20 protein-coding genes are annotated in these 24,996 nt (G+C 73.4%); 14 read left to right on the forward strand and 6 right to left on the reverse strand.

All coding sequences use genetic code 11. The features are described from left to right. Window position 1: 1 nt before the first annotated feature. Window positions 2-1,045, forward strand: a complete 1,044-nt coding sequence (locus ACH34R_RS09760; RefSeq protein WP_397560985.1) for a hypothetical protein — start codon at window positions 2-4, stop codon at window positions 1,043-1,045. Between the two features lie 13 nt (window positions 1,046-1,058). On the opposite strand, the gene ACH34R_RS09765 is transcribed toward ACH34R_RS09760, so the two are convergent. Both ACH34R_RS09765 and manA read right to left on the reverse strand, forming a co-directional pair. Further along, window positions 1,059-1,880: a sirohydrochlorin chelatase gene (locus ACH34R_RS09765; RefSeq protein ID WP_397560986.1), complete on the reverse strand. Its 822-nt coding sequence runs from the start codon at window positions 1,878-1,880 to the stop codon at window positions 1,059-1,061. 84 nt (window positions 1,881-1,964) lie between these two features. Beyond that, window positions 1,965-3,185, reverse strand: a complete 1,221-nt coding sequence (gene manA, locus ACH34R_RS09770; RefSeq protein ID WP_397560987.1) for a mannose-6-phosphate isomerase, class I — start codon at window positions 3,183-3,185, stop codon at window positions 1,965-1,967. Between the two features lie 471 nt (window positions 3,186-3,656). Here manA and ACH34R_RS09775 point away from each other — a divergent pair, with 471 nt between their 5' ends. After that, entirely contained in the window at window positions 3,657-4,034 is a 378-nt protein-coding gene (locus ACH34R_RS09775) for a hypothetical protein (protein ID WP_397560989.1), read from the forward strand. Here the strand turns inward: ACH34R_RS09775 and ACH34R_RS09780 are convergent. Then, on the reverse strand, window positions 4,024-4,743 hold the full coding sequence (locus tag ACH34R_RS09780) for a B3/4 domain-containing protein (RefSeq protein WP_397560991.1): 720 nt from the start codon (window positions 4,741-4,743) through the stop codon (window positions 4,024-4,026). The two genes, ACH34R_RS09775 and ACH34R_RS09780, sit on opposite strands and share 11 nt — an antisense overlap. Window positions 4,744-4,993: 250 nt before the next feature. Here ACH34R_RS09780 and ACH34R_RS09785 point away from each other — a divergent pair, with 250 nt between their 5' ends. From ACH34R_RS09785 to ACH34R_RS09795, 3 genes are read left to right on the forward strand one after another with little or no spacing between them, the layout of a single operon-like run. Continuing rightward, complete coding sequence (locus ACH34R_RS09785; RefSeq protein ID WP_397560992.1) at window positions 4,994-6,370, forward strand: Na+/H+ antiporter NhaC family protein; 1,377 nt, start codon at window positions 4,994-4,996, stop codon at window positions 6,368-6,370. 7 nt (window positions 6,371-6,377) lie between these two features. After that, on the forward strand, window positions 6,378-7,199 hold the full coding sequence (locus ACH34R_RS09790; protein ID WP_397560993.1) for a hypothetical protein: 822 nt from the start codon (window positions 6,378-6,380) through the stop codon (window positions 7,197-7,199). After that, window positions 7,196-8,773, forward strand: coding sequence for an amidohydrolase family protein (locus ACH34R_RS09795; RefSeq protein ID WP_397560995.1), 1,578 nt, complete (start codon window positions 7,196-7,198; stop codon window positions 8,771-8,773). Before ACH34R_RS09790 ends, ACH34R_RS09795 begins: the two co-directional genes overlap by 4 nt. Before the next feature lie 72 nt (window positions 8,774-8,845). Here the strand turns inward: ACH34R_RS09795 and ACH34R_RS09800 are convergent, their stop codons facing one another. Next, entirely contained in the window at window positions 8,846-9,625 is a 780-nt protein-coding gene (locus ACH34R_RS09800; protein WP_397560996.1) for a hypothetical protein, read from the reverse strand. Window positions 9,626-9,984: 359 nt separating this feature from the next. On the opposite strand from ACH34R_RS09800, the gene ACH34R_RS09805 reads away from it, so the two are divergent. Further along, window positions 9,985-10,767 carry a L,D-transpeptidase family protein gene (locus tag ACH34R_RS09805; protein ID WP_397560997.1) on the forward strand — a complete coding sequence of 261 codons (783 nt, stop codon included), beginning with the start codon at window positions 9,985-9,987 and terminating at the stop codon, window positions 10,765-10,767. Between the two features lie 7 nt (window positions 10,768-10,774). On the opposite strand, the gene ACH34R_RS09810 is transcribed toward ACH34R_RS09805, so the two are convergent. Further along, on the reverse strand, window positions 10,775-11,470 hold the full coding sequence (locus tag ACH34R_RS09810) for an SDR family oxidoreductase (RefSeq protein ID WP_397560998.1): 696 nt from the start codon (window positions 11,468-11,470) through the stop codon (window positions 10,775-10,777). A gap of 217 nt (window positions 11,471-11,687) precedes the next feature. On the opposite strand from ACH34R_RS09810, the gene ACH34R_RS09815 reads away from it, so the two are divergent. The 8 genes from ACH34R_RS09815 (at window position 11,688) to ACH34R_RS09850 (ending at window position 23,021) form a co-directional block, all read left to right on the forward strand. Next, on the forward strand, window positions 11,688-12,380 hold the full coding sequence (locus tag ACH34R_RS09815; RefSeq protein WP_397560999.1) for an ABC transporter ATP-binding protein: 693 nt from the start codon (window positions 11,688-11,690) through the stop codon (window positions 12,378-12,380). Next, on the forward strand, window positions 12,377-14,425 hold the full coding sequence (locus ACH34R_RS09820) for an ABC transporter permease (protein WP_397561001.1): 2,049 nt from the start codon (window positions 12,377-12,379) through the stop codon (window positions 14,423-14,425). The genes ACH34R_RS09815 and ACH34R_RS09820 overlap by 4 nt, the downstream gene beginning before the upstream one ends. 109 nt (window positions 14,426-14,534) lie before the next feature. Beyond that, the gene (locus ACH34R_RS09825) at window positions 14,535-15,662 is read left to right on the forward strand and encodes a S1 family peptidase (RefSeq protein WP_397561003.1); all 1,128 of its coding nucleotides are present in this window, start codon (window positions 14,535-14,537) and stop codon (window positions 15,660-15,662) included. 202 nt (window positions 15,663-15,864) lie between these two features. Further along, window positions 15,865-16,368 carry a hypothetical protein gene (locus ACH34R_RS09830; protein ID WP_397561004.1) on the forward strand — a complete coding sequence of 168 codons (504 nt, stop codon included), beginning with the start codon at window positions 15,865-15,867 and terminating at the stop codon, window positions 16,366-16,368. After that, window positions 16,368-17,771 carry a hypothetical protein gene (locus tag ACH34R_RS09835; protein WP_397561005.1) on the forward strand — a complete coding sequence of 468 codons (1,404 nt, stop codon included), beginning with the start codon at window positions 16,368-16,370 and terminating at the stop codon, window positions 17,769-17,771. Before ACH34R_RS09830 ends, ACH34R_RS09835 begins: the two co-directional genes overlap by 1 nt. An 8-nt stretch (window positions 17,772-17,779) precedes the next feature. After that, the gene (locus ACH34R_RS09840) at window positions 17,780-19,102 is read left to right on the forward strand and encodes a VWA domain-containing protein (RefSeq protein ID WP_397561006.1); all 1,323 of its coding nucleotides are present in this window, start codon (window positions 17,780-17,782) and stop codon (window positions 19,100-19,102) included. A 12-nt stretch (window positions 19,103-19,114) separates the two neighbouring features. Beyond that, entirely contained in the window at window positions 19,115-20,230 is a 1,116-nt protein-coding gene (locus ACH34R_RS09845; protein WP_397561007.1) for an AAA family ATPase, read from the forward strand. Window positions 20,231-20,243: 13 nt separating this feature from the next. Continuing rightward, the gene (locus tag ACH34R_RS09850; protein WP_397561037.1) at window positions 20,244-23,021 is read left to right on the forward strand and encodes a DUF5682 family protein; all 2,778 of its coding nucleotides are present in this window, start codon (window positions 20,244-20,246) and stop codon (window positions 23,019-23,021) included. Window positions 23,022-23,024: 3 nt separating this feature from the next. Here ACH34R_RS09850 and ACH34R_RS09855 read toward each other — a convergent pair whose 3' ends face one another. After that, complete coding sequence (locus ACH34R_RS09855; RefSeq protein ID WP_397561008.1) at window positions 23,025-24,704, reverse strand: protein kinase; 1,680 nt, start codon at window positions 24,702-24,704, stop codon at window positions 23,025-23,027. Window positions 24,705-24,996 lie beyond the last annotated feature (292 nt).

The raw sequence follows: 24,996 nt of genomic DNA on the forward strand, positions 1-24,996 counted from the left end.
GATGAGATCGGTCGATCCCGCGCCGTTCACGCTGCGGCGTGCCACGGGCGGGCTCGCCGAGGGGGCCGAGGCGCTCGGACGCGACCTGGACCGCGCCGATCTGGCGGCGGTCCTCGCCGGCGCCAACCGCAAGGCCGCCAGGAAGGCGCGCACCGGCGCGTTCGCCGGGATGAAGCCCCGGCCCGCCGACTGGTACACCTTCGACGCCGCCGACGACGACACCGCGGACTGGTATCCGCAGGGGGTGACCTGCGCGTCCGACGGCGGGTATGACAGCCCGGCGTTCGCGGTGAGCTGGTACTGGCGGCCGGCGTCGGGCGAGCGCGGCGCGCGGGTGAGCTTCCTGGATCCCGGCTCGCTGCGCTACCGGCACGTCCTGCTGGTGACGGCCGAGCCCGACGGGTCGTTCGGCCCGGTGCCCGTCCACGCGGGCGGCATCGCGTGGTACGCCGGGCACCTGTTCGTCGCCGACACCGCGCACGGCCTGCGGGTCTTCGACCTCGCGCGGTTCCTCGACATGAAGACCGGCCGCGGCGACGCCGGCGACCCCGAGAAGATCGGCAGGCACGGCGGCGAGCCGCACGCCTTCGGCTACCGCTACATCCTGCCGCAGGTCGACGCCTGGGCGGCCGACGAGGGGGCGGCCCGGTTCTCCTACCTGGCCGTCGATCGCAGCGGCGAGCGCGACCTGCTGCTGTCCGGGGAGTACGTCAAGGAGAAGGGCCGCACCGGACGGGTGGCGCGGTGGGCGCTGGACGGGGCGGCGCTCGCCGAATCCGGCGGCACGGCCGTGCCGATCGACGCCCACACCGCGCCGGACGGTGAGATCCAGGGGGCGTTGTCACACGCCGGCACGTGGTACTTCAGCCGGGGACGCGGCGGCTCGGGCAACGGCTCGCTGATCGTGGTCCCGGACGGCGAGGAGCCCGCCGCCCGCTCCTACCCGGTCGGCCCGGAAGACCTCACCTGCTGGCGGGAGCAGGGCACGCTGTGGAGCGTGACGGAGTTCCGCGGCAGGCGTAGCGTGTTCGCGGTGCCGCTGTAGAGGCGGCGGTGGCTCAGATCCCCTCCAGGCAGCCGCCGTACAGGCCCGCCACGAGCTGCACCACGGCGGTGTGCGCCCCGATGGCGTCGCCGTACCCGGCGCCGATCGCCTCGGCCGCCGCGGCGACCTTGCCCAGGTCGCCCTCCGGCCCGATCACGTAGGGCGCGACGGCCAGCTTGGAGGCGCCGATCCGGTGCAGCCGCTCGCTGGCGTCGCCGATGCTCGGCGCGGCGTCGATGGAGGCCGCCACCACCGGGACGGCGAGACGCGCGGCCAGCAGCACGGCGGTCGTCTCGGCGGCCCGCGCGGCCTCCCCGCCGCCCGCCGTGGCCACGATCACCCCGTCCACCGGGGCCCCGATGTTGAACAGGCGCATCCGGTCGGCCCTGGCCAGGCCCTTGTCGGCCAGCCGTACGTGCAGGGCCTCGGCGAGCATGGGGTGCGGGCCCAGCGGGTCGGTGACGATCACGTTGACGCCGCTCTGCGCCACGGCCTCGCGGATGATGTGGAACACGCGCGGATAGGGGCCGGTCACCAGCGGTACCACCACGGCGGCCGTCGCACCCTCGGGCCGTCCCGCGGCCAGCTCGGCGAGCTGCTTGGCCACGCATTCGGCACCGTCGTCCAGGTGCGCCAGCCGGACGTCGACGTGTGGATTCTCCACGGCGAGGGCGCCGGCCACCTCGGCAGAGACCTCGTCGCCCGAACCTGGCACGGCGAGGACGAGCGCGGGGGCGTGCGCCGGAAGCTGGGCGGGCACGGGGCGGCGGTGCCGACCCGTCACCGGCCGCGGCGACCGCTCGCGCGTCGGCAACCTCTCGGGAGATTGGTTCACATCGGCGGATTTTAGGTGGATTTGCGGTCCCTGGTGTACAGAAAACTGCCGGATCTCTGCGACCTGCGCAAATGCGTACCTCTTTCAGGCGGGGACGGAGGCACGGAACGCCGAGCCGCGCCCCGAAAGGCGGATCGGCCCGGAGGCCGCGGTGACGAACACCGAGGCGCCCGGCGCGAGGCCGAGCCCGGTCGGGCCGGGCCGTGGCCCATTCTGCCGCGATTCGCTGCCTTCCGGTACCTCATTGTCATAAACCGTGACATCTCCACTTACTGTGAGCAGAATCGACGGGCCCGACGCGGGTAGTTCGACCTCCCCTTCCACGTCGATCCTGGACAGCCGGAACTCCCGCGCGGGCGTCCGGTAGACCTCCTCCGCGCCCTGCCGTACCGGCCGCACCACGACCGGGTCGCCCGCCTTCGGGGACAGGATGCGCAGCAGCTCGGGGATGTCGATGTGCTTGCCGGTCAGCCCGCCGCGCAGCACGTTGTCCGACGCGCTCATCACCTCCACGCCCACCCCGCGCAGATAGCTGTGCGGCTGCCCGGCGGGCACGTACAGCGCCTCGCCGGGAGCCAGCGTCAGCCGGTGCATGAGCAGCGCGATCACCACGCCCGGGTCGCCCGGATAGTGCTCGGCGAGGCCGGCGGCCCAGGCCAGGCCGGCATCGGCCGCGCAGGCCGCCGCCACCGCGCCGACCAGATCCGCCCTGCCCTCGGCGGGCAGCGTGAGCAGGCCGGAGACCACCTCGTGGATCTCGCCGCGGCGCAGCGCCGCGGCGAACGGCGCGAGCGCGGGCACGCCGAGCCCGTCGAGCAGCGCGGCCGACTCGGCCGGGTCGCGGAACCCGCACAGCGCCTCGAACGGCTCCAGCGCGCACAGCAGCTCGGGCTTGGCGTAGGGGTCGCGGTAGTTGCGGTCGGGGGCGCCGGCCGGCGTACCGGCCCACTCCTCGGCCGCGTAGCCCTCGGCCGCCTGCTCAGGCGTGGGGTGGACCTGGAGCGACAGCGGCTCCTCGGCCGCGAGCACCTTCAGCAGGTACGGCAGCCGCGGCCCGAACGCGGCCAGCGCCGCCTCGCCGAGCGCCCGGCGCGGATCGGCCGCGATGAACTCCCCGAGCGGCACCCGCCCGCCGGGCGTCTCCAGCACCGAAGGCGCACCGGGGTGGGCCCCCATCCACAGCTCCGCCTCCGGCCCGGCGGCGGGCGCGCGGCCCTGCAACGCGGCGATGGCGGCCCGCGATCCCCACGCGTAGGGGCGTATCGGGTTGGCCATGGGCAGGACGTCTGGCTGCGGGTGCGTCATGGGTGCTCCGGAGTAGGGGTCATCGTGGCCACGCCCGGACGGACGCCACCGCTCCCCGGGCCCGCCGCCTCCCGCCGCGCGGACGGCGGCCACCGCCACCATACCGGCCCCCACCCCGCCACACCGCCGCACCTGCTGGTCACGCCCAAGCCCGGCTACCGGCCCTGCGCCGCGGCGCGGCACGGCAGGCGTCAGGGTGTCCCCGGCTCACCGGGCCCTCCACGCCGCCGCACCTGCTGGTCACGCCCGAGCCCGCGCACCGCCGGGCCCTGCGCTGCGCGCCGCGCGGACGCGGGTCCGGCTCACCGGGCCCTCCAGGCCGCCGCGCCTGATGGTCATGGCCGGAGCCCCGCGCCGGCCGGGCGCGGGCGCCGGTGTGGCTTGCCGGGTCCTGGGCGGCGGGGTTCCGGTGGTCGATCGCGTTCCGGCGGTGGGCTGACGTGCGGGGTGGAAGTGATCTACCCTCTATTGGTGGACAGCGAAAGCCGGGCGGCGGCCGATCTGCTCGCCGCGTTGTGCCGCGCGGCGGAGGGGTTCGCGATGCTGCGGCACCCCTTCATCCGGCGTGAGCCGCTTTCCCGGCTCGATCCCGCCCGCGCGATCGTCGGCACCGACTTCGTGCTGCCGGACGGGCGGGTGGCCCGCTTCGCCGTCACCCTGGCCGCCGGAGACGACGCCTTCCACGTCGGCGGCGACGTGTCCGTCGAGGAGCGGGTGCTGCTCGACCTGCCCGGCCACGCCACCGCCGGGGTCCGGGAGGCGCTGGCCGTGTTCGACGAGTACACCTCGGAGGTGCTGGCCCGCGCCCCCTTGTTCCTCGACGAGCTGATCGAGGAGATCAGCGCCTGAGCGCCTCCTCCGGCGCGGGCATCGTGAAGCGCGGCGAGTCCCGGGAGAGCACGGCCGTGGCCGGGGCGACCGGCCACAGCGCGCGCAGCTCGCCCGCCAGGGCCTCGATCAGCCTCGGCACGTCGGCGTACGCGGACTCGTGCGTGGCCTCGGCGACGATCAGGACCGAGGTCGTGGCGTCGCGCACCGCGGAAAGGCCGCTCTGCCGGTTGGTCCAGCGCCTGGCGTGGGCGCGCCCCGCCTCGTCCGCGAAGGTCACCTCGCCCGGGGCGGGGTGCTCGGTGTCGCCGCCGAAGGTCTCGTACTCCTCCTCGCCCGTCGCCGGACGCACTTCGATCCCGCCCGTGATGCGCGTCAGGTCCAGCGCCGCGACCGGGATCGCGTAGGCCAGCGACACCGCGTTGCACAGGTCGATCAACGGGTGGATCCGGGGCAGCGCCCCCTCCTTGCGGAAGCGGCGCAGCAGCGACTCCGACGCGCAGCGGTACTGCGTGGGCTTGAGCCCCATCCGCGTGAACGTGCGCCGCCACGCCTGGATCTCGGGGAACTCGCTCTCCGGGCCGGCCGCCAGCCGCTCGCGCGCGGTGGCGTAGAAGGGCTCGGCCCGCGCGGCGACGGACACGCCGGGCTCGATGCCCGTGGCGTGTACCGCCCCGGCGACGAGTTCGGGGTGGTCCGCCCAGATGGCCGCGCTGTGCTGGATGTACATGGATTCCTTGCCGTATTCGGATGGGACTTGGGCAATGGATACACCATGCCGAGCGGGCGGCCCGCCGAACAGGTCCAATCGGGGCCGCGCCCGCTGGGCCATCGGGCCGAGTCCGACTCGGCCGCATAGGTAAATTCGGTCGTCCAATATTGGCGGTCCGGTACTGGCCGGTTACGCTGTGCACCAATCTGTGAAGGAACCAGGTATGTCGGCGGAACCCACTTCACCTGCGAACATATATCGGATCGAGATGTCGGGACGGCAGCGCGCCGCCGCCGCGGTGCTCCTCGTGGTCGCGCTGCTGGTCAGCATTTCGGTCGCGCTCTGGGCGCCCCAGCCCGGTCTGTGGGGCCTCGTCCCCGTCGTGGTCTACGCGTTCCTGGCACTGTTCGGCGTCGACATGGTGCTCGCCACGATGGCCGCGATCATCTGCGGCATCATCCTGGCCCGCGTCCCGCTCCTGGAGATCGGCGGCCTGCTGCTCGAAGCGCTCGGCGACTTCGTCGCGCTGCTCGGCGTGATCATCATGCTCGGCGCGGGACTCGGCGAGGTCATCCGCCGCACGGGCGTCGCCGACTACATGGTGATGGGCATCGTCGACAAGATCGGCGTGGACACCCGGGTGCGGGTCCGTGTCGGCGTCATGCTGGCCTGCACGGTTCTGGCCTTCTCGCTCGGCACGCTGGCCGGTTCGGTGGCGATCGTCGCGCCCATCATCATCCCGATCGCGGCGGTCGTCGGCTACACCCCGCCCGCCACCGCGGCCATGTTCTTCTTCAGCGGCCTGGCCGGACTGATCCTCAGCCCGTTCGCGCCCGCCACCATCGCGGTCTTCCAGTCCGCGGGGGTGAGCTGGGGACAGTACGTCCTCACGGCGGGCGGCCCGGTCGCGCTGATGATCTGGTTCGCCGGCTTCCTCGTGGTGTCGTGGAACCAGCGCCGCACCGAGGGCCGGTTCGCCTACCCGCCCGAGCGCGCCGCGCACCCCGAGCGGGCCGCCGCCACCCCCTCGGTCAAGCGGGCCACCGCGGCCTTCCTCGCGACCTTCGTCGTCCTGGTCTTCTTCGCCGCCTGGACCAAGGCCGGCGCGACGTTCGTGCCGATCGCCATGGTGCTGCTGATGACCGTCGTGGGGCTGGCCTCCTGGACGGCGCCGGGCAAGATCATGGACGCCTTCTACACGGGGGCCTCCCGGCTGCTCGGAATCTTCTTCCTGTTCTGGCTGCTGGCCATCCTGTTCAAGCTGATCGACTCGATGAAGCCCTACGACGCCATCGTGGCGCAGTTCGGCGGCGGGCTGTCGGCCCTCGGGCCGTACCTGTTCGCCGTCGCGGTGGCGCTGGTGGGCTGGGTCGGCGTGGCGGGGGCGGCGGCGGCGCAGGCCGTACTGCTGGCCAAGGTCTTCGGACCGGTCGCCACCGCCCTGGGGATCAGCCCGGCCGCCTGGACCACGGTGCTCCTGGCCAGCGCGCAGACCGACGGCCTGGGCCCGTTCCCCAACCCCGACATGATCGGCCAGATGGGATTGGCGGAATCCAATTCCCTGAAATGGCAGCTCCTGTCATGCTGGCTGGTTATGATCCCGGTCGTCGGCCTTTACCTGCTGCTGCTGGCCGTCTACACGTGAGACGCTGATGAGCTTCCATGAGATGTTCCGCGACCTGCCGCCCGGTGCGGGCGCGCAGGCCGCCGGGCTCACCCTCGGGTACGGCGGCGCGCCCGCCCGCGCCGCCTTCGCCCGCCACGGCGCCGTCCGGCTGCGCTGCGCCTCCCTGCTCAAGCCGCTGTACGCCTGGGCCGCCCACCCCTCCTTCACCGCCGGGTCCTTCTCCGGCGACACCGGCGGAGCCGGCCCGGACCGCTGGCGCTCGGCCGCCGAGCCCGCCGTCCGCGTCTCGGACAACGCCACCACCCTGGACCTCTGGTTCTCGGCGGGGCCGCGCGCCGTGCTCGACCTGCTGGGCCGCCGTACCGGCGTGACCTGGGTGCCCTCGCCCACCGACCCCTACTGGTTCGGCGGTGTGGAGGTGACCGCCGAGGAGGTCGCCGCCGCCTACGGCGCGCTCGCCCTGGCCGAGATCGGCGGCGACCCGGTCGCCCGGACACTGCTCACCTGGATGCGGGAGACCGAACAGAACTTCGGCCTGCCCGGCCCGGTGGCCGCGGCGCTCGGCTGCGCCGCCGATGAGGTCGCGGTCAAGTGCGGCTGGGCCAACTTCCCCGACGAACTGGTGCTGCGCACCCACGCGGTGGCGGTCGCCCGCTCGGGCCCCCGGGCGGTTCTGGCGGCGGCGCTCACCGCCCTGCCGTACGCGCACGGCCGCGAGACCTACCTCGAACGGGTCGCCGCGGGCACCCCGGTCCTCGACGACCACGAGACCGAGGCCGGCCCCCTCCTGCGCGCCCTCATCACCGCCACCCTCACCGAACTGGGCTTCCCGCCCGTCTCCGCATGAGCCGGTACGTGGTCAGCGGCGGGCTGGTGGCCGATGGCGGGGGTGGCGAGCCTGAACCCGCCGATGTGCTGGTGGAGGGGGAGCGGATCGCGGCGGTGGGGCCGCCCGGGGCGTTCTCCGGGGTCCCGCAGATCGATGCGAGCGGGCTGGCCGTCGCGCCCGGCTTCATCGACGCGCACTCGCACGCCGACAACGCCCCCTTCCTGGCCGCCGACGACACCACGAAGATCCTCCAGGGCGTCACCACCGAGATCGTCGGCAACTGTGGCTTCAGCCTCGCGCCGCGCGGCGACGCCGCCACCTACGACGAGTACGTCTCGCGGCTGTTCCCCCGCCTGGAGCCCACCTGGACGGGGTTTCCCGAGTTCCTCGCCGCCGCCGACGCCGCCGGTTACGTCACCAACCACTGCCCCCTGGTCGGCCACGGCACGCTGCGCGTGGCCGCGTTCGGCGTCGCCGACCGGCCGCCCGAGCCCGGTGAGCTGGCGCAGATGCGGCGGCGGCTCGACGAGGCGCTGGAGGCGGGCGCGTTCGGCCTGTCCAGCGGGCTGATCTACCCGCCCGGCGCGTACGCCGCCACCGAGGAGCTGATCGCGCTGGCCGCCGCCCTCGGCCCGGACCGGGTGTACGCCACCCACCTGCGCGCCGAGGGCGCGCACCTGATCCCCGCCATCGAAGAGGCGCTGCGCGTCGCCGCCGAGGCCGGTTGCCGCACCCAGATCTCCCACCTGAAGTCGGTCGGACGGCCCAACCGCGGCGGCGTCGGCCGCGCACTCGCGCTGCTGGACCGCGCCCGCGAGACGGGCCTCGCGGTCCGCCAGGACGCCTACCCCTACGCGGCGTCCGCCACGTCGCTGACCGCCGCGCTGCCGCCGTCCTACCTGGCGGGCGACGCGCCCGCGGTGCTCGCCAGGCTGTGCGCGCCGGACGCGGCCCGCAGGCTGGCCCGCGACCTCGCCGACGGCCCGCCCGGGTGGGAGAACCGCGTGGCCCTGGCCGGCTGGGACGCCATGCTGATCACCGACACGGCGAGCGGCGCGCACGTCGGGCGCACGCTCGCCGAGGTCGCCACGGACCTTCGCGCCGACCCCGTCGAGGCGCTGATCCACGTGCTGGTCTCGGAACGGCTGCGGGTGTCGGCGGTGACGTTCTGGATGGACGAGGACGACGTACGCGCCGCCCTCGCCCACCCGCACACGATGATCGGCAGCGACGGCCTCCCGCCGGGCACGGCCGGACGCCCCCATCCGCGCCTTTACGGCACCTTCCCCCGGATTCTCGGCCGCTACGTGCGCGAGGCCGGAGTGCTGACGCTGGGCGAGGCCGTCCGGCGGATGACCGCGCTGCCCGCCGCGTGGTTCGGCGTCCCGGACCGGGGCAGGATCGCCCCGGGCCTGATCGCCGACCTGGTCGCCTTCGACCCGGTCACGGTACGGGACACGGGCGACTACCACGATCCGGCCGGCGCGCCCGAAGGCATCGCCTGGGTGGCGCAGGCCGGGCGGCTCACCGTGGCGAACGGCCGGCACCTCGGTGTGCGGGCCGGCCGCCGCCTGCTGCCGGCGCGCTCCTGACGGAGCGCGCCCGCAACGGGGGTGCCGCGCCTGGGCAGGCCCGGGCGCGGCACCTGGATCCGTTGGCCGGACTCACATCGCCGGGCGAACCGGGAACTGAGCCGACACCGGCTGGGCACTCGACTGCGCGGGCGTGCCTGCCTGCGCGGGCGTGCTCGAAGGCGCCTTGCCGCTGGTCCGGCTGCTCCCCTGGGAGTCGCTGGCCCGCTCGCTCTCCAGCACCCACCGGAAGAACTCGGCGGCGTCGGAGTTGCCACCCGAGTTGTCACCCGAGTCGTCGCCGGAGTCGTCGCCGGAGTCTCCGCTGGTGTCCTCGGAGTCCTCCCACTCCTTCTTCTTGTCTTCCCACGGGTTCTTCTTGTCGGGCTTCGGCTTCGTGCCGGACTTCTTGTCGTCCTCACCGATCGACGGCAGGGACGTCTCCTCTTCGTCGTACCACTTGTCGTCGGACTTCTTGTCATCCGACCACTTGTCATCGGACCACTTGTCGTCCGACCACTTGTCCTCGGACTTCTTTCCAGGCGGCCCGGGAGGTCCGGGCGGACCGGGAGGACCGGCGGGGCCCGCCGGGCCCGCGGGACCGGCCGGACCGCGCTCGCCGCGCTCGCCCTTGTGGTGCTTGCCGTGGTGGCCCCAGTGACGCCAGCAGGGACGGTGCCAGCAGCGGCGGTGGCACCGGCGGCCGTGGCAGCGGAGCAGCGGCTTCTCGCCGGTGACGCTGACCTGCGTGCTGATGCCCTCGGGACCGGCGGTGCCGGCCGTGGCGGGCGCCTGGGACGACGCGACCAGCGCCGCGCCCGCCATTGTCAGGGCGGCCGCCGTGGCCAGGGCGCGCGAACCGGAGCGAAGCACCGGAGCCCATCTCTTAGTCTGAGAAGTCATGTGATTCCCGTGTCAATCACGATCCCATAGGACCGATCTACCGTTACCTCGCGATAGCGGGGCAGTCCAGGGATACCCCCAGGTAGAGAAGGCCACGCACGAATATCTCCTAGCCTACGGCAATGGATGTCACAGTAAACGGAAATCCCTACGTGCCCTACGGCATCGCGATTCTAGCCTACTTGTGAGGCGTTATTTGAGAATAGCAATGAGTAGTACGCAATATCCGTTTTATCCGGATATGTTGGGGGGAATGATGGAAACTTTGCGACCTATCTAAATGGATCTAGGCTGCTTTCTCATGCATTCCGGGTAATCAATGGATTGTGATGAAATATGTAGCGCCCTTCGCCACCGTCCTCGTTCTCGCCGGGACCGCGGGCGCGGCCGGGATCGCCGCCGCGGCACCGGCCGCCGCCGGCTCCGAGGTTCTGCGCCCCGGTGACTGGGGGATGGAGGTGAAGCGTCTGCAACGCGCGCTCGACCGGCTCGGCTTCGACCCTGGACCGGTCAACGGGCGGTTCGGGCAGGAGACGACGACCGCCCTGTGGGCCTTCCAGAAGTCCAGGGGGCTGCCCACGCGCGGCGCCGCCGACGAGTACGTCTGGCGGGCCATCGACCGCAGGCGGGCGCCGCACGCCATGGTCCCCAGCGGTGCCGCCGACCGGGTCGAGATCAACCTCGGCCGCCAGCTCCTCACGGTCTACCGCGCGCACCGCCCGGTGCTCATCTCGCACGTATCCACCGGCGCGGAGGTCCACTACTGCCACAACGGCAGGTGCGGCGACGCGGTGACCCCGGTCGGCGACTACCGGGTCACCAGCAAGTCACCGGGCTGGACCACCGGCCCGCTGGGCTCGATGTACAACTCGCTGTACTTCAACGGCGGCATCGCCATGCACGGCTCCACCAAGGTCCCGCCGCGCCCCGCCTCGCACGGCTGCGTGCGGCTGCCCATGCACGTCGCCGACCGCCTCTACCGGATGGTGGGCGTGGGCGAGCCGGTGTACGTCCGCGAGGGACGCGAGGTGTGGAACCGCGAGTACGAAAGGTACGACAGGCGCGGAGGGCACGCCGGGCACGGCCGGCACGGAAGGGTCCGCGGACGCTGACCCCTCCTCACCACGGGACCGGTTTGCGGTCGCGGAAGAACCCGCCGGTCGGCCCGTCGTCGGGCAGCGTGGCGGCCCACACGATGCCCGCCGCGCCCTCGGCCACCGGCCGCCCGCCCCGGCCGCCCATGTCGGTGGCCACCCACCCCGGGCATACCGCGTTGACCAGCATGCCCTCCACCCGCAGCTCGTCGGCGAGAATCCTGGTCAGCCCGTTGAGCGCCACCTTGGAGACCCGGTAGGCGGGAGTGCCGCCGCCCATGGTGGCGAGCGACCCCGCCCCGCTGGAGACGTTGACGATCCTCGGGTGGGCGCTGGCCCGCAGCAGCGGCAGCAGGCCGAGCACGGTCTGCCACGCGCCGTACAGGTTGGTCTCCATGGCCGTCCGGACCACGCCGAGGTCGGCCGCCGACGCCCGTTGTGAGGTGTCGTAGGCGATGGCGGCGTTGTTGACCAGCACGTCCAGCCGTCCGAACCGGTCGGCCAGCTCCTTGGCCGCCCGCTCGGGCTCGCCCTGGCCGGACACGTCGAGCCGCATCGGGTGGACGCCGAGCCCTTCGTCCGCGAGGTCGCGGGCGGCGGCCTCCGCCTTGTCCGCCGACCGGGCGGTGAGCACGACCGTGTGCCCGGCGCCGGCGAGCTGCCGGCAGACCTCCAGGCCGATGCCGCGATTGGCGCCGGTGACCAGAGAAACGACGTCCATGATCATCCCTTCGACCGTTCCGGCGACCATCATGCCTGGTGGCGGGGCCGGTTCCGGGTAACCGCGCGTGCGGCGCGCGTCCGGTACGGCCTTCCCCCCGATCCGCCTCGCATGTCAGGCCGGGCGGTGAAAGTACGACTTTCGGCCGATCACGTGGCCGCCGAGGCGGCCTGATGGCCGATCCGCCGGGCCCGCCGATCCGGCAGTGTCGTGCGGCATGAGTGAAGGAGTCGTTCTCGAAGGCCGGGCCCTGGTCAAGCGGTTCGGGCCGGCCACCGCCCTGGCCGGGGTGGGCTTGCGGGTGCAGCGCGGGGAGTCGGTCGCGATCATGGGGCCGTCCGGGTCGGGTAAGTCCACCCTGCTGCACTGCCTGGCCGGGATCATGAAGCCGGACGAGGGAGAGGTGACCCTGCTCGGGCAGCGGGTGGACACCATGCGCGAGCGGGAGCGCAGCGCGCTGCGGCGCACCAAGTTCGGGTTCGTCTTCCAGTTCGGGCAGTTGCTGCCCGAACTGCCCGCGGTCGAGAACGTCGCACTTCCGCTGATGCTGGGCGGCGTGCCGCGCGGTGTCGCGGTGAACCAGGCGATGGCCTGGTTCGGGCCGCTCGGGCTGGCGGGCATGGAGTCGCGCCGTCCCGGCGAGCTGTCCGGGGGACAGGCTCAGCGGGTCGCCATCGCCCGCGCGCTGGTCACCGGCCCCGCCGTGGTGTTCGCCGACGAGCCCACCGGGGCCCTGGACCAGGCCACCGGCCAGGCCACGATGGACCTGCTGGTGGAGGCCACCCGGGGCAACGGCGCGTCGCTGGTACTGGTGACGCACGACCGTGAGGTGGCGCGCTGGTGTGACGGCGTCGTCGAGGTGCGCGACGGGCTGATCGTCTCCGGTACCGCGGCGGGGGTGCCGAGGTGAACACACTGCGGCTGAGCTGGCGGCTGCTGCGCGGCGGCGGAGCGCGGGGGCTCGTCGGCGCGGGGCTGACCCTGGCGGCGGTGGCGGTGTCCACGGCCCTGCTGCTGTTCGCGGTGGGCATGAACGTCGCCTTCGAGGCCCGCGCCGATCGGGAGGCGTGGCGCAACCCGGTCGCCGCGCAGGGGAGTGCGGCGGTGGCCGTCCAGTCGGCGCGGCCGGAGTACGTGGCGGAGCGCATCATCTCCCTGGTGGAGATCGCCGCGCTGCGGCCGGGGGTCACGCCGCCGCCGGGGCTGGCCCGCGTCCCCGCGCCGGGGGAGGTGTGGATGTCGCCGGCGCTGGCCGCGCTGGCCCGCGAACTGCCACGTGATGAGCTGGCCGGGCGGTTCCCCGCCGGGCCGGTGCGGATCATCGGGGACGCGGGGCTGGTACACCGGGACGAGCTGGTCGCGGTGGTGGGCCGGGCGGCGGACGATCCCGCCATGGTGCCCCCGGCTCCCAGCCTGGACCGCCCGTTCAACATGATCCCGCCGACCCCGGTCGCCGGGTTCGCCGGCGAGCACGGCGAGCTGGCCTCCGGCTACCGCATTCTCGCGCTGATCGCGACCGTGCTGGTGGTGGTCCCGCTGCTGGTGTTCGGCGGGGCGGCGGCCCGGCTCACCGTGGCCAGGCGGGACCAGCGGCTGGCCGCGCTGCGGCTGGTCGGCGCGACGCCGGGCCAGGTGGTGGCGATGACGGTCGCCGAGGCCGTGGTGGTGGCCGGCGCGGGGGCGCTGGCCGGGCTGGTGGTGTACGCCGCGGCCGTACCGCTGCTCGCGCACATCCCGATCGGCGGGGGCGGCTGGTTCGCGGGCGACCTGTGGCCGGGCGCGCTGCTGGTCGCGGGGGTGCTGCTGGCCGTGCCGCTGCTGGTCGGGCTGTCCGCGGCGGCCGGGCTGCGGCAGGTCGTGGTGAGCCCGCTGGGGGTGGCGCGGCGGCAGACGCCGCCGGGCATGCGGGCGATCAGGCTCGTGGTGACGCTCGCGGTACTGGCCGCCGCGCCGGTGGTCGGCGGTATCGGCTACGGGGCTTTCGTGATCATGCTCGGCCTCGGGTTCCTGTCGATCAACCTGGCCGGGCCGTGGGTCGTGGGGCTGATCGGCCGGATCACCACAGCGACGGCCAGGGGGCCCGCCCGGCTGCTGGCGGGCCGCCGGCTGGTGGACGACCCGCGCGCGGCGTGGCGGACGGTCAGCGGGGTCGCGCTCACCGGATTCGTGGCCGGATTTTTGGGCCTGTTGTCGCCGTCCGGCGGTCTGATGGGGGAGCGGCCGGCCGGGGAACTGCGGCTGGAAGTGCCCGCGCGGGAGGTCGCGGCGGTCGCCAAGGCGGCCGACGCCCGGCTGACCGCGGCCGGGGTGGCCGCCACCGTGGTGGTCTCCGAGCCCGGAAAGGATCAGGGTGACTCCCGGGAAAAGAGCACGGTCAAGGGCTCGGCAAAGGAATCGGATAAGGGTTCGGAAAAGGACGCTGAAAAAGCGGCGGCCCGGCTGCTCACCGCCAAGCTGGAACGGGACGACCCGGCCACGGTGGACCGTGCCCGCACCGCGCTGGCCGGCCTTTCGCCCGGTCACTCGGCCACCTCTCCGGCCGATGACGGGCGTGAGGGCGGAATGCTCCTGAACGACGTCCGTACCGGCACCATCGTGGTGCTGACCGTGTCGTTCCTGGTCGCCGTGGCCAGCGCGGGGATCACCGCCGCCTCCTCGATCCTGGACCGCAGGCAGACCTACGCGCTGTTGCGCCTGGCCGGCACCCCGCTCTCCGTGCTGGACCGAGCCCGGCGCGCGGAAACGCTGATTCCACTCACCGTGATGGGCGGTGGCTCGGTGCTGGCCGGAGTGGTGTGCGGGCTGCCGATCATGGCCGGGGCGGTGAGCGTCACGGGCGCGGTGGTGCTGGTGGGCTGTTTGGTACTCGGATTCGCCGGGGTGATCGGAGCGGGCGCGTTGACCCGGCCGCTGCTGAGATCGGTCACCGCGAATCCCGCGCCGCGGCCGGATTGAGGCATAGCGGGAGGTGGGGCTACTCATAACACCGCGATAGGAGTAATTCAGTACATCCCCCTTTCGTTTTCCGCCGTTAACTTGACAGCACCCCCAGCAAGGAGTGCATATGTCAAGTCAACGCTCGGTAATCATCGGCGCGGCCATCGCCGCCCTGTGCCTGGCCGCCGCCGCGGCCCCGGCCGCCGCCGACATCGCCGCGGCGCCGGCCGACCCCGCGCCGCCCGCGATGATCGACGCGCTTGAGCGCGACCTGGGCCTGACCGAGCAGCAGGTCCGGGTGCGGCTGGCCAACGAGGCCCGCGCCGCCAAGGTCGAGTCCAGCCTCACCGCGACCCTCGGCGAGTCCTACGCCGGAGCCTGGCTGAACAGCGACGCCTCCAGGCTCCTGGTCGCCACCACCGACCCCGCGGACACCGCCAAGATCGAGGCCCAGGGCGCCCAGCCGGTGCTCGCCGGCCGTTCGCTGGCCCAGCTCGACGCGCTGAAGGGCCGGCTCGACGCGGCGCCCGCAGAGGCCAGGGCCCGTGCCTCGCTGTGGTACGTGGACGTGGCGACCAACTCGGTCGTCGTGTCCGCCCAGCAGCAGGCCGACGCCGAGGCCCTGATCACGGCGGCGGGCGTGGACAAGAGCCAGGTCCGCGTGGTCGTGTCGGCCGAGCGCCCGCAGACCTACATCAACATCGTCGGCGGCGCCGCCTACTACATCGGCTCGGGCACCCGCTGCTCGATCGGCTTCTCGGCCTCTCGCGGCGGCACCCCCGGCTTCGTGACCGCCGGGCACTGCGGCAGGACCGGCGCGCGGACCACCCAGCCCACGGGCACCTTCGTGGGTTCGGTCTTCCCGGGCAGTGACTACGCGTACGTCTCCGCCCCCGGCAACACCCCCACGCCGTACGTGCGCGGCTCCGGCGGCCAGAACGTCACCGTCCGCGGCTCCACGCAGGCGTCGGTCGGCGCGTCGATCTGCCGCTCCGGCTCCACCACCGGCTGGCGCTGCGGCACCATCCAGCAGCACAACACCAGCGTGACCTACCCGCAGGGCACGGTCCGCGGCGTGACCCGCACCTCCGCGTGCGCCCAGCCCGGTGACTCCGGCGGCTCGTTCATCTCCGGCGACCAGGCGCAGGGCGTCACCTCCGGCGGCTCGGGCAACTGCAGCACCGGCGGCACGACCTTCCACCAGCCGGTCAACCCCATCCTCAGCGCGTATGGGGCGACCCTGACGGTCGGTTAGTCCCCTTCGTCCGTCACCTTCCAGGCGTGCCCGGCGCGAAAGCGCCGGGCACGTCGTGTGCCGGACCAAGATCCGCCGAGTTGGCCGACCAGGCCGCCGCGAAACGGGCGATGGGGTAAGTTACCGGTTCGCGGATCGGCCGAAACGCGTTGCCGGCGCCCGGTGGGCGTCCGCGGGCCGTTCGGGGCTGGAGGTCGGACACGTGGACGCGGACACCACCGCGTGGGAGTCGAGCAGCGTGGCGCGGGTGGTGCCGCCCGCCCGGCCGCGCAAGCTGGCGAAGGTGCCCTTCGTCGAGTTGGCGGAGGGGCGGTTGCAGGGCGTCGTGTCGAGCGGGTCGGACATCGAGCGGGTGTACGTCTCCTCGATCGCCGCCGCCGGCCATGGCTACAACTGCAGCACCAACAACAACCGCCCGTGCGGCGGCCTGGGCGGCGCGCCCTGCAAACACCTGCGGGCCCTGGCCGATGAGGCCGTGCTGCAGTACGGCATCGAACGCGTCGCCCGCTACCTGCGCGCCGACGTCGATGCCGGGGCGAGCACGGGAGCCGACCTGATCGCCGCGCTGTCCGGAGGGCGCGAGCCCGCTCCGGCGGCGATCGTGTTCAGCCGGTTCCTGCGCCACCTGACCTACCTGGAACTGCCCGCCACCACCGAGCCGATCCCCGAACTCCACTGGTTCCCGGCCACCGGGGCGGCCCGCTGATGCTCGCCACCCCGCTGAAGGAACTGCTCGACCAGGCTCCGGACGGTCTGCCCGAGGCGTTCGCCGTGGTGGACGGCTTCGACGACGCACTGGTCCACGGCCTGGCCCGGCTCGGTGAGGAGCGGGCGGCGGCGCTGTCCGCGCTGGCCGGCGCGGTCGCGGCCACGCCGCTCGGCGAACGCGCGGCCGACGCCGCCGCGAAGGCCGCCGCCGGCTCGGTCACCGACGACGACCTCGCCGTACTGGCCGGAGCCCGCGCCGCGCTGCTCGGCGCGGCCCACGACGCGCTCCTCGACTCCCTGGACACCGCGCTCGGCCGTACCCGCGCGCCCCTCGAACCGGCCGTCACCGCCGCACCGGCCGCCGCCGACCCCTTCGCAGGCGCCCGTTCCTGGCTGCGCGAACTCGCCATCGCCGGGTGGCGCGGCGTCGACCACGACCTCGTCGCCGCCGCGGGCCAGACCATCGAGGCCCTGCTGGACGAGCCGCGGCTGCGCAGGCAGGCGGCGCTGCTGGACGGCCTGGCCGCCGAACTGCGGGCCTGCTGCCCGGTCGCGGCGATGCCCCGGCCGCCCGTCAGGCGATGGGCCGACCTTTGGACCCGCGCCCTGCTGCTCGCCCGCCCCGGCGCCGCCCCCGGCATCGGAGAGGACGTCCCGAGCGTGTCGGGGCGGCTGTTCGTCCTCGGGGTGGACGTCCACGAGCACGCCACCGCCGTGCAGGTGCAGGCCCACGGCGTGCTGGAGCCCGCGGGCGGCGAGCCGCCCCGGCTGGTCCGCACGAGCGTCGCCGCGGCCAAGGTGGACACGATCGTCGGCCCGGCGCTGTGGCGGCTGTTCGGCGGGTACCCGGTGCTGCTCGGCGCGCTGGCCGGGCGGCACGCGCTGGAGGTCACCGGCCTGCCGCTGCTCGCCTCGGGCGACCTGATCTGGCACGACGACCGGGCCGTGGCGGGCGAGCCGTTCGACCCGTTCGCGGTGGCCCGGGTACGGCTGGCCGGGGCGCTCGCGCCCGCCGTACCGGCCCTCGACCGGCACCCGGTGCGCATCGCCGAACCGGTGCTCGCCGAGGACTACACGATCGAGCGCGGCCAGCGGCCCGCGCTGCGGCTCGGCGAGGCCCGCCTGGAGTTCGACCTGGACCGGCTGCCCTCCTGCGGGCCGCTCACCCCCGAGCTGGTGGCCGCCTCCACCGCCTGCATCGGCCTGGTCCGCTGGGACGCCGGGCGCTGGCTGCTCCAGCCGCTCGCCGTGGCGGCCACGGTCAAGCGCAAGCCGGTCGTGGCGCACGGCGGCGAGTGGGCGACCGGCCCGACCGACCCCAAGGTCGTGAAGGCCGAGGCCAGGTCCGGCGACGCGGTGGCCGTGCTGCGCGAGCGGGCCGGACGGCTGCTGCGGCGATGAGCGAGCCCATGAACGAACCGATGCCCGCCCACGCCAACCGGCGGCAGGTCCTCTACTGGCGGCTGCTCGCCCGGCTGTTCGACGCCGAGGAGCAGCCCGCGCTGGAGACCGCGAGCATGGGCGTCGTCACGGACCTGGGCCTGCCCCCTGGGCTGCTCGACCCCGGCGAGTCCGTGGACACCCTGGTACAGCGCTTCCCCGAACTGGCCGCCGAGTTCGACGGACTGCTCACCGGCCAGGCCGGCGATGACCCGGACGCCCCCGGCGAGGCCGAGGTGCGCCGCGCCGCGCTGGTGTCCAAGCTGCTGCTCAACGTGTTCTCCACCGGCGCGGGCGCCAGCACCGCCACCCAGCTCGCCGCCTGGCAGCACGACGCCGGATGGCTGGAACGCGCGCTCGGCCACGCACCGGGCGAACTGCGCGCGCGACCGGGCGGCGACGAGGTCGGCGGCGTGCTCGCCGAACTGGAGTCCGACCTGGTCAAGCGGATGCACCTGCGGGAGGTGCTCGCCGACCCGGCGCTGGCCAGGCGGCTCACCCCCAGCATGTCGCTCATCGAGCAGTTGCTGCGCGACAAGCACAACCTGTCCGGCGTCGCGCTGGCCAACGCCAAGGCGCTGATCCGCAGGTTCGTGGACGAGGTCGCCGCGGTGCTGCGCACCCAGGTGGAGAAGACCAGCGCGGGCGTCATCGACCGCTCGGTACCGCCCAAGCGGGTGTTCCGCAACCTCGACATCGACCGGACGATCTGGAAGAACCTCCCCAACTGGAACCCCGAGGACCAGCGGCTCTACGTGGACCGGCTGTTCTACCGGCACACCGCCCGGCGGACCACGCCCGCCCGCATGATCGTCGTCGTGGACCAGTCCGGCTCCATGGTCGACTCCATGGTCAACTGCACCATCCTGGCCTCCATCTTCGCCGGGCTGCCCAAGGTGGACGTCCACCTGATCGCCTTCGACACCCGCGCGATCGACCTGACCCCCTGGGTCCACGACCCGTTCGAGGTACTGCTGCGCACCAAGCTCGGCGGCGGCAACGACGGGCCCGTGGCGATGGCCATGGCCCGCCCGAAGATCAACGACCCGCGCAACACCGTGATGGTGTGGATCTCCGACTTCTATGAGTTCGACCGTTCCGCGCCGCTGTTCGAGGGCATCTCGGCGGTCCACCGGTCCGGGGTGCGGTTCATCCCCGTGGGCTCGGTGAACAGCTCCGGGCAGCAGAGCGTGAACCCGTGGTTCCGGCAGCGGTTCAAGGACATGGGCACACCGGTCATCTCCGGCCACATCAGCAAACTCGTCACCGAGCTGAAGAGCTTCCTCACCTAGGAGACCCCGTCAATGACCGACGACATGCTGCGCGCCCCCGCAGAGGTCAAGTACGCCGACGAACTCGACTGGCTGGAATCCGTGGACGACGGCCCCAAGCCGTTCTCCTGGCGGCTCAGCCCGAAGATGGTCCGGCTGTTCATCCTGGGGTCCGAGCGCGCCGACGGGCTGGACCGGGAGATCCCGCAGAAGTGGTTCGGCGACCGCAGCTTCGTCGAGCGCAGCATCGTCACGCTGGCCTCCGACCGCGGCCTGCTGCTCATCGGCGACCCCGGCACCGGCAAGAGCTGGCTGGCCGAACTGCTCGCCGCGGCCATCTGCCGCAACTCGACCCTGGTCGTCCAGGGCACGGCCGGGACCACCGAAGATCACATCAAGTACAGCTGGAACGTCTCGATGGTGATCGCCAAGGGCCAGTCCCGCGAGTCGATGATCCCCTCGCCGATCATGACCGCCATGGAGCGCGGCGTCATCGGCCGCTTCGAGGAGCTGACCCGCTCCACCAGCGACGTCCAGGACGCGCTGATCTCGATCCTGTCGGAGAAGTACGTCTCGATCCCCGAACTCGACGACGACAACATCGTGTTCGCCCAGCCCGGCTTCTCCATCATCGCCACCGCCAACAGCAGGGACCGCGGCGTCAACGACCTGTCCTCCGCGCTGAAGCGGCGCTTCAACTTCATCCGCGTCCCGATGGTCACCAGCAAGAAGAGCGAGGCGGAGATCGTCCGCTTCCGCACCACCGAACTGCTGCGCAGGCACCGGATCGACCTGGAACTGCCGCCCACGCTGCTGGACATCCTGCTCCAGAGCTTCGCCGACCTGCGCGCCGCGGCCTCCGCGGCCACCGGCGACGACGAGCGGCTGGAGTCCGCGCTGTCCACGGCCGAGCAGATCGGCGTCCTTGAGGACGCCATCCTGCACAGCCACTTCTTCGGCGACCGCACGCTGCGCGCGGAGACCCTGGGCGGTTCCCTGGTGGGCTCGCTGGCCCGGCGCAGCCCCGAGGACCTGGCCATCCTGAACAAGTACTGGCACGGCGTCGTCGAACCGCGCAGCAAGAAGGACGGCGGCGACTGGCCGGGCTTCCTCGAAGGCGGCCGGCAGGCCATCACCACCCTGTCGTGAGGGCCGCACCGTGATGAAGACCACGGCGGGCGGCCCGTTCGCGCCGCTTCGCGAGCAACTGACCGAGGCCGCCGGCGCGTTCGCCGACGCCCCCGGCGGCCTTTCCGGCATCCTCGCCGGGATGGTGGACGACGTGGACCGCGCGCTGCGGGAGAAGCTGGAGATCTTCCCGGTCTGCCACCACTCGCCCGCCTCGGCCCTCGCCATGGCCCGGCGGCTGCGCGAGAAGCAACCGAAGGTCATCTACCTGGAGATGTGCGAGGACCTGACCCCGCTGCTCGGTGAGCTGCGCAACTGCCGGCTGCCGGTCGCGCTCCAGGCGTTCGCCACCGACCTCGACGGCTTCCCGTCCGGCTGGGGGCCGCTCAGCGTCATCGCGCCGATCACCGAGTCCTCGGCGGAGTACCAGGCCATCGCCTACGCGCTGGACACGCCCGGCGTGGAACTCATCGCCGTGGACCGGTCGGCCGACCACGTCTTCCAGTGGCTGCCGCGTCCCGAGGAGCGCGACGCGCCGGCCGAGGCCCCTGTGGACGCTCCCGAGGAGGCCGGGCTGCACGGCGACGCGGTGGGCGTGGAGATCGGCGACCTGCGGCCCCGGTTCGCCGAGCTGGAGGAGCACCTGCTGCGCCACGGCAAGGTGCGGCACTGGTCGGAGTGGTGGGACCAGTACGTCGAGCAGCCCCTCTCGGGCGCGGACTACGACACCTACCGCCAGGTCATGGTGCTGATCGGCAGCCTGTTCCGGCGCCTGGCCCCCGGCGACGGCGAACGGCGGGTTTCGGACGAGGACCGCGAGCGGTACATGTGGACCAGGATGCGCGAGCACCTGGCCGCCACCGGCGCCGACCCCGCCGGCTGCCTGTACGTCTGCGGCGCCTTCCACGCCGCCAGCCACGTCGAGCAGTTCGGGCTGGAAGCCGCGGGCCCCGGCTTCGACATCGCCCCGCGCACCGCCACCCGCTGGCTGTACGGCATGATCCCCTCCAGCCACTCGGCCATCGAGGCGCAGTTCGGGCTGGCCGGCGGCTCGGTGTCGATCGCCGCGGCCACCTGGGAGAAGGCGCTGCGACGCGGCGGCGTCAAGCCGTACAAACTGGCCAAGCCGACCGGCAAGGCGGACCCGGGCGGGGCCGCGCGCCCGCTCCCGGCCGCCGTCGCCCCGCGGCCGGTCACCGACCGGCTGTCCGGCTTCCTGTCCAGCGCCCCCGCGCTCGACGCGCTGGACGAGAGCGAACTGCTCGGCTGGTGCGTGGACATCGTCCGGCTGGCCCGCCGCAACGGCTACCAGGCCAGCACCGCCGACGCCATCGCCGTGTTCGAGACCTCCGTCCTGCTCGCCGGGCTGCGCGGCCGGGCCAGGCCCACGCCGTACGACTTCCAGGACGCCGCGGTCACCTGCATCGAGAAGGACGTCGTGCCCGGCCGCAGGGACGTGCGCCGGCTGTGCGAGATCCTGCTCGGCGGCGACCGGATCGGCCAGGTCGGCTACGCCGCCATGCCCCCGCTGGCCCGCGACGTGTTCGACCGGCTGGAACCGCTCGGTCTCGACCTGAGCAAGCGGACCATCCAGCGGGCGCTGCTCGACTTCACCGCCGACCCGCACCTGCTGCCCTGCTCCCACCTGCTGTGGATGCTGCGCTACCTGCTCAGGGACGACACCGTGCGGCCCATCATGGGCGAGCGGCGGCTGGGGGAGCGGCCGATCCAGGAGAGCTGGGACCTCGCGCTCGGCCGGCAGCAGCGGTCGATCATCGAACTCGGCTACGAGGGCGTCACCGTCGAGCAGGTGGTCGAACAGCGGCTCCGCCGTACCGTGCACGACCCCTCGGCCACGGCGGCGGTCGCGCTCGCGGCCGTCGAGGACTCGATCCTCTACCTGGGCGCGCGGCGGTTCACCGACGAGCTGGGCGAGCGGGCGGTCCACCTGCTGGCCGCCGAGCGCACGGTGGACGACGCGCCGGAGGTGCTGCGCCGCATCCGCAGGCTGCTCGCGCACTACCGGGCCACCGGCGCCGAGCTGCCCGCCTGGTGCGAGGCGTTCGTCACCGCCGGATACGCGCACTACTGCACGCTGCTGCCCACCGCGTTCGTGGACGAGGAGACCGGTGTCCGCCAGGTGGCCGCGATGCTCGGCTTCCTGTTCAGCATGGAAAGCCTCGCGCTGGCCCTCGGCTGCGACCGCAACCAGCTCGAACTGGCCGTGCGCCAGTCGCACCCCGAGGCCCCGGCCAAGGTGGCGCTGGCCTGGGCCGCGCAGGCGCAGCTCGGCCTGCTGTCCCGCGCGGAGCTGCGCGCCCGGTGCGCCGAACTGCTGGACAACCCGCTGGTCATCCCCGGCTTCCCGCAGTACATGAGCGGCTTCGTGCAGGCGCTGGACCCGGCGCCCGGGCTGACGCCGTTCGTGGTGGAACTGCTGTCCGACGCGTTCGCCAAGCTGCCCGACCGGGTGCTGCTGCCGTGGCTGCCGCTGCTCATCGCGACGCTGCGGCGGCAGGCGCCGGAAATGCTCCCGGTGCTCGTCCGCGAGGCGGGCCGGACGTTCCCGGGGAACGTGGCCACGCTGGACACCTGGACCCCGCCCTGGTCGCGGACGGCCCCGGCCGCGCCTCCGGTCGTGGCGGCCGGGCCGGTCGGCGACCTGCTGGTCCGGCACCCGGAAGCGTGCGACGCGGTGGCCGCGCTGCTCGGGTGTGAGGGCGGCTGGGTCACCGGCGACAGACCGGGCCAGGGGCTGGCGGCCCGCCATCCGGCGACCGCCGAGGCGGTGGCCGCGCTGCTCGCCGGGTAGCGCCTACTCGCCGGAGCCGGTACGGCCGGTGCGCCGCAGGTTCCTGGCCCGGCGGCGGGCCCACCCGCGGCCCAGCAGCACCGAGCCGGGGATCACGCACGCCCCCAGCAGGTTGGTGGTGAGGTCGAGGAACAGGTCGGAGTCGAGCAGCGGGCTCTTCTTACCGTTGAGCAGCGGGAGGCGGATGGATGCGGAGATCTCGATCCGCAGGTTCGGGTGCCTGCGCGGCTCCCGCTCCTCGGCCGGCGGGCGCCGCGGCGGCTCCGGCTCGGCGGGCGGCCGGCTCACCGTCGGGCGGGGCTCGGAACTGACGCTCGGCCGGGGTTCCTGCGGCTGGGGTTCCTGGGGGCGGGGCTCCTCGGGCCGCGGCTCGGGCTCCTGGGGCTCGGGCCGCTGTGGCGGGGACGTGGGCTCCCGCGGTTCGCGCGGCTTTCGCGTCTCCGGTGCGGACGGCGCGGGGCGGCTCGGTTCCCCGGCGGTCGGCCGGGAGGGCGGGGGGAGTACCGCCATCGGGGGCGACGCCTCGGCCGACGGCCGCTGCTCCTGGGGCGGTACTTCGGCGGGCGACGACTCGCGCGCGGACGGCTCGGGACGGGCGGGCGGCGGCGAGGCTACCGAGGTGGCGGCGGGGGTGCGCGGCGCGGCGAGCGGCGGCGGCGCCTCGCGCTGCGAGCCGTTCAGCACGGCCACCCCGGCGATGATCCCGGTCACGGTGGCCGTGGCCAGCGTGCCGGCGATGACCGCCTTGCCGGTGCTGCCGAGCAGGGTACGGGCCAGCGAGGAGCCCGCGGTGAGCTGCGGCGGCGCGTGTACGCCGAAGCCGATCAGCAGGGCGGCCAGGCCGCCCAGCCCGAAGCGGCCCTCGCGCTCCCACTCCGGGCCGTAGGCGTCGCCGGCCGTCTCCTCCAGTTCGACCAGGAAGGCCGCCGCCGACGGCGGCCGGTCGGCGGGGTCCTTGGCCAGGCCGTGCCGAAGCAGCCCGCGTACCGGCTCGTCCGCCTGCTCAACGGGCGGCGGCTCGCTCTGGTGCAGGTGCGCCAGGACGGCGGCGTCGCTCGCGTCGAACGGCCGGCGGCCGGTCAGGCACTCGAAGAACACGACGGTCGCCGCGTACACGTCGGTGGCCGCGCTCGCGGGCGCCTGCTCCCATAACTCCGGCGCCATGTACGGGGGCGACCCCGCCCCGGCCCCCGGCTCCCCGGCCGGTGCGGCGATGCCGAAGTCGACCAGTTTGCTGTCGCCCGCGACCGTGACGATCACGTTCTCCGGTTTGAAGTCGCGGTGGACGACCCCCGCCTCGTGCGCGGCGGCCAGCCCGAGCAGCGCGCCCTTGAGCACCACCAGCGCCGCCTGCGGCCCGGTCGCGCCGCGCTCCCTGATCATGCGGCGCAGCGTCACGCCGTCCACCGGCTCCATCACGATGGCCGCGCCGCGGTCGCCCTCCACGTAGTCGAGCAGCCGGGCGATGTGCGGGCCGCCGAGCATGGAGATCAGCCGGGCCTCCTCCCGGAAGCGGCCGGCGAAGCCGGGCTCGGCGAGCAACTGCGGGGACAGGTACTTGATGGCCACCTCGGCGCCGTCCGCGTCCCGCCGGGCGAGCACCACCCGGCCGGAGCCGCCCGAACCCAGTTCTCGCAGATGGGTGTGACCGGGCACCTGCCAAGGTCCAGGGAGGTTTGCCACAGCGGACTCCTACGCACGACTCGGCGCGAAAGATCTGGTTACGTTGGGAAGTTAATCGTTCGATGAGCTTATGTCGAGATAAATCGTCGTATTGTGATGGCAATACCGCCGGAGGTTCGCCGCTTTTCCCGTTGTCCCTGCCTGGCCGCTGCCGCCGGGAAGCTCCCCAGAGGCTCGGGGGTGCGGTTTCGCGGCGAACCCCCGCTGGGTGGTCGCCCGGGTCGGCCCGGGATGAAATCAGCGGAAATATGTGGATGCACGATGAGGAACGTGCCGTGTTTTCCCAGAAAAT

This window comes from Spongiactinospora sp. 9N601 (assembly GCF_044326295.1).
GTDB classification, from domain to species: Bacteria; Actinomycetota; Actinomycetes; order Streptosporangiales; family Streptosporangiaceae; genus Spongiactinospora; species Spongiactinospora gelatinilytica.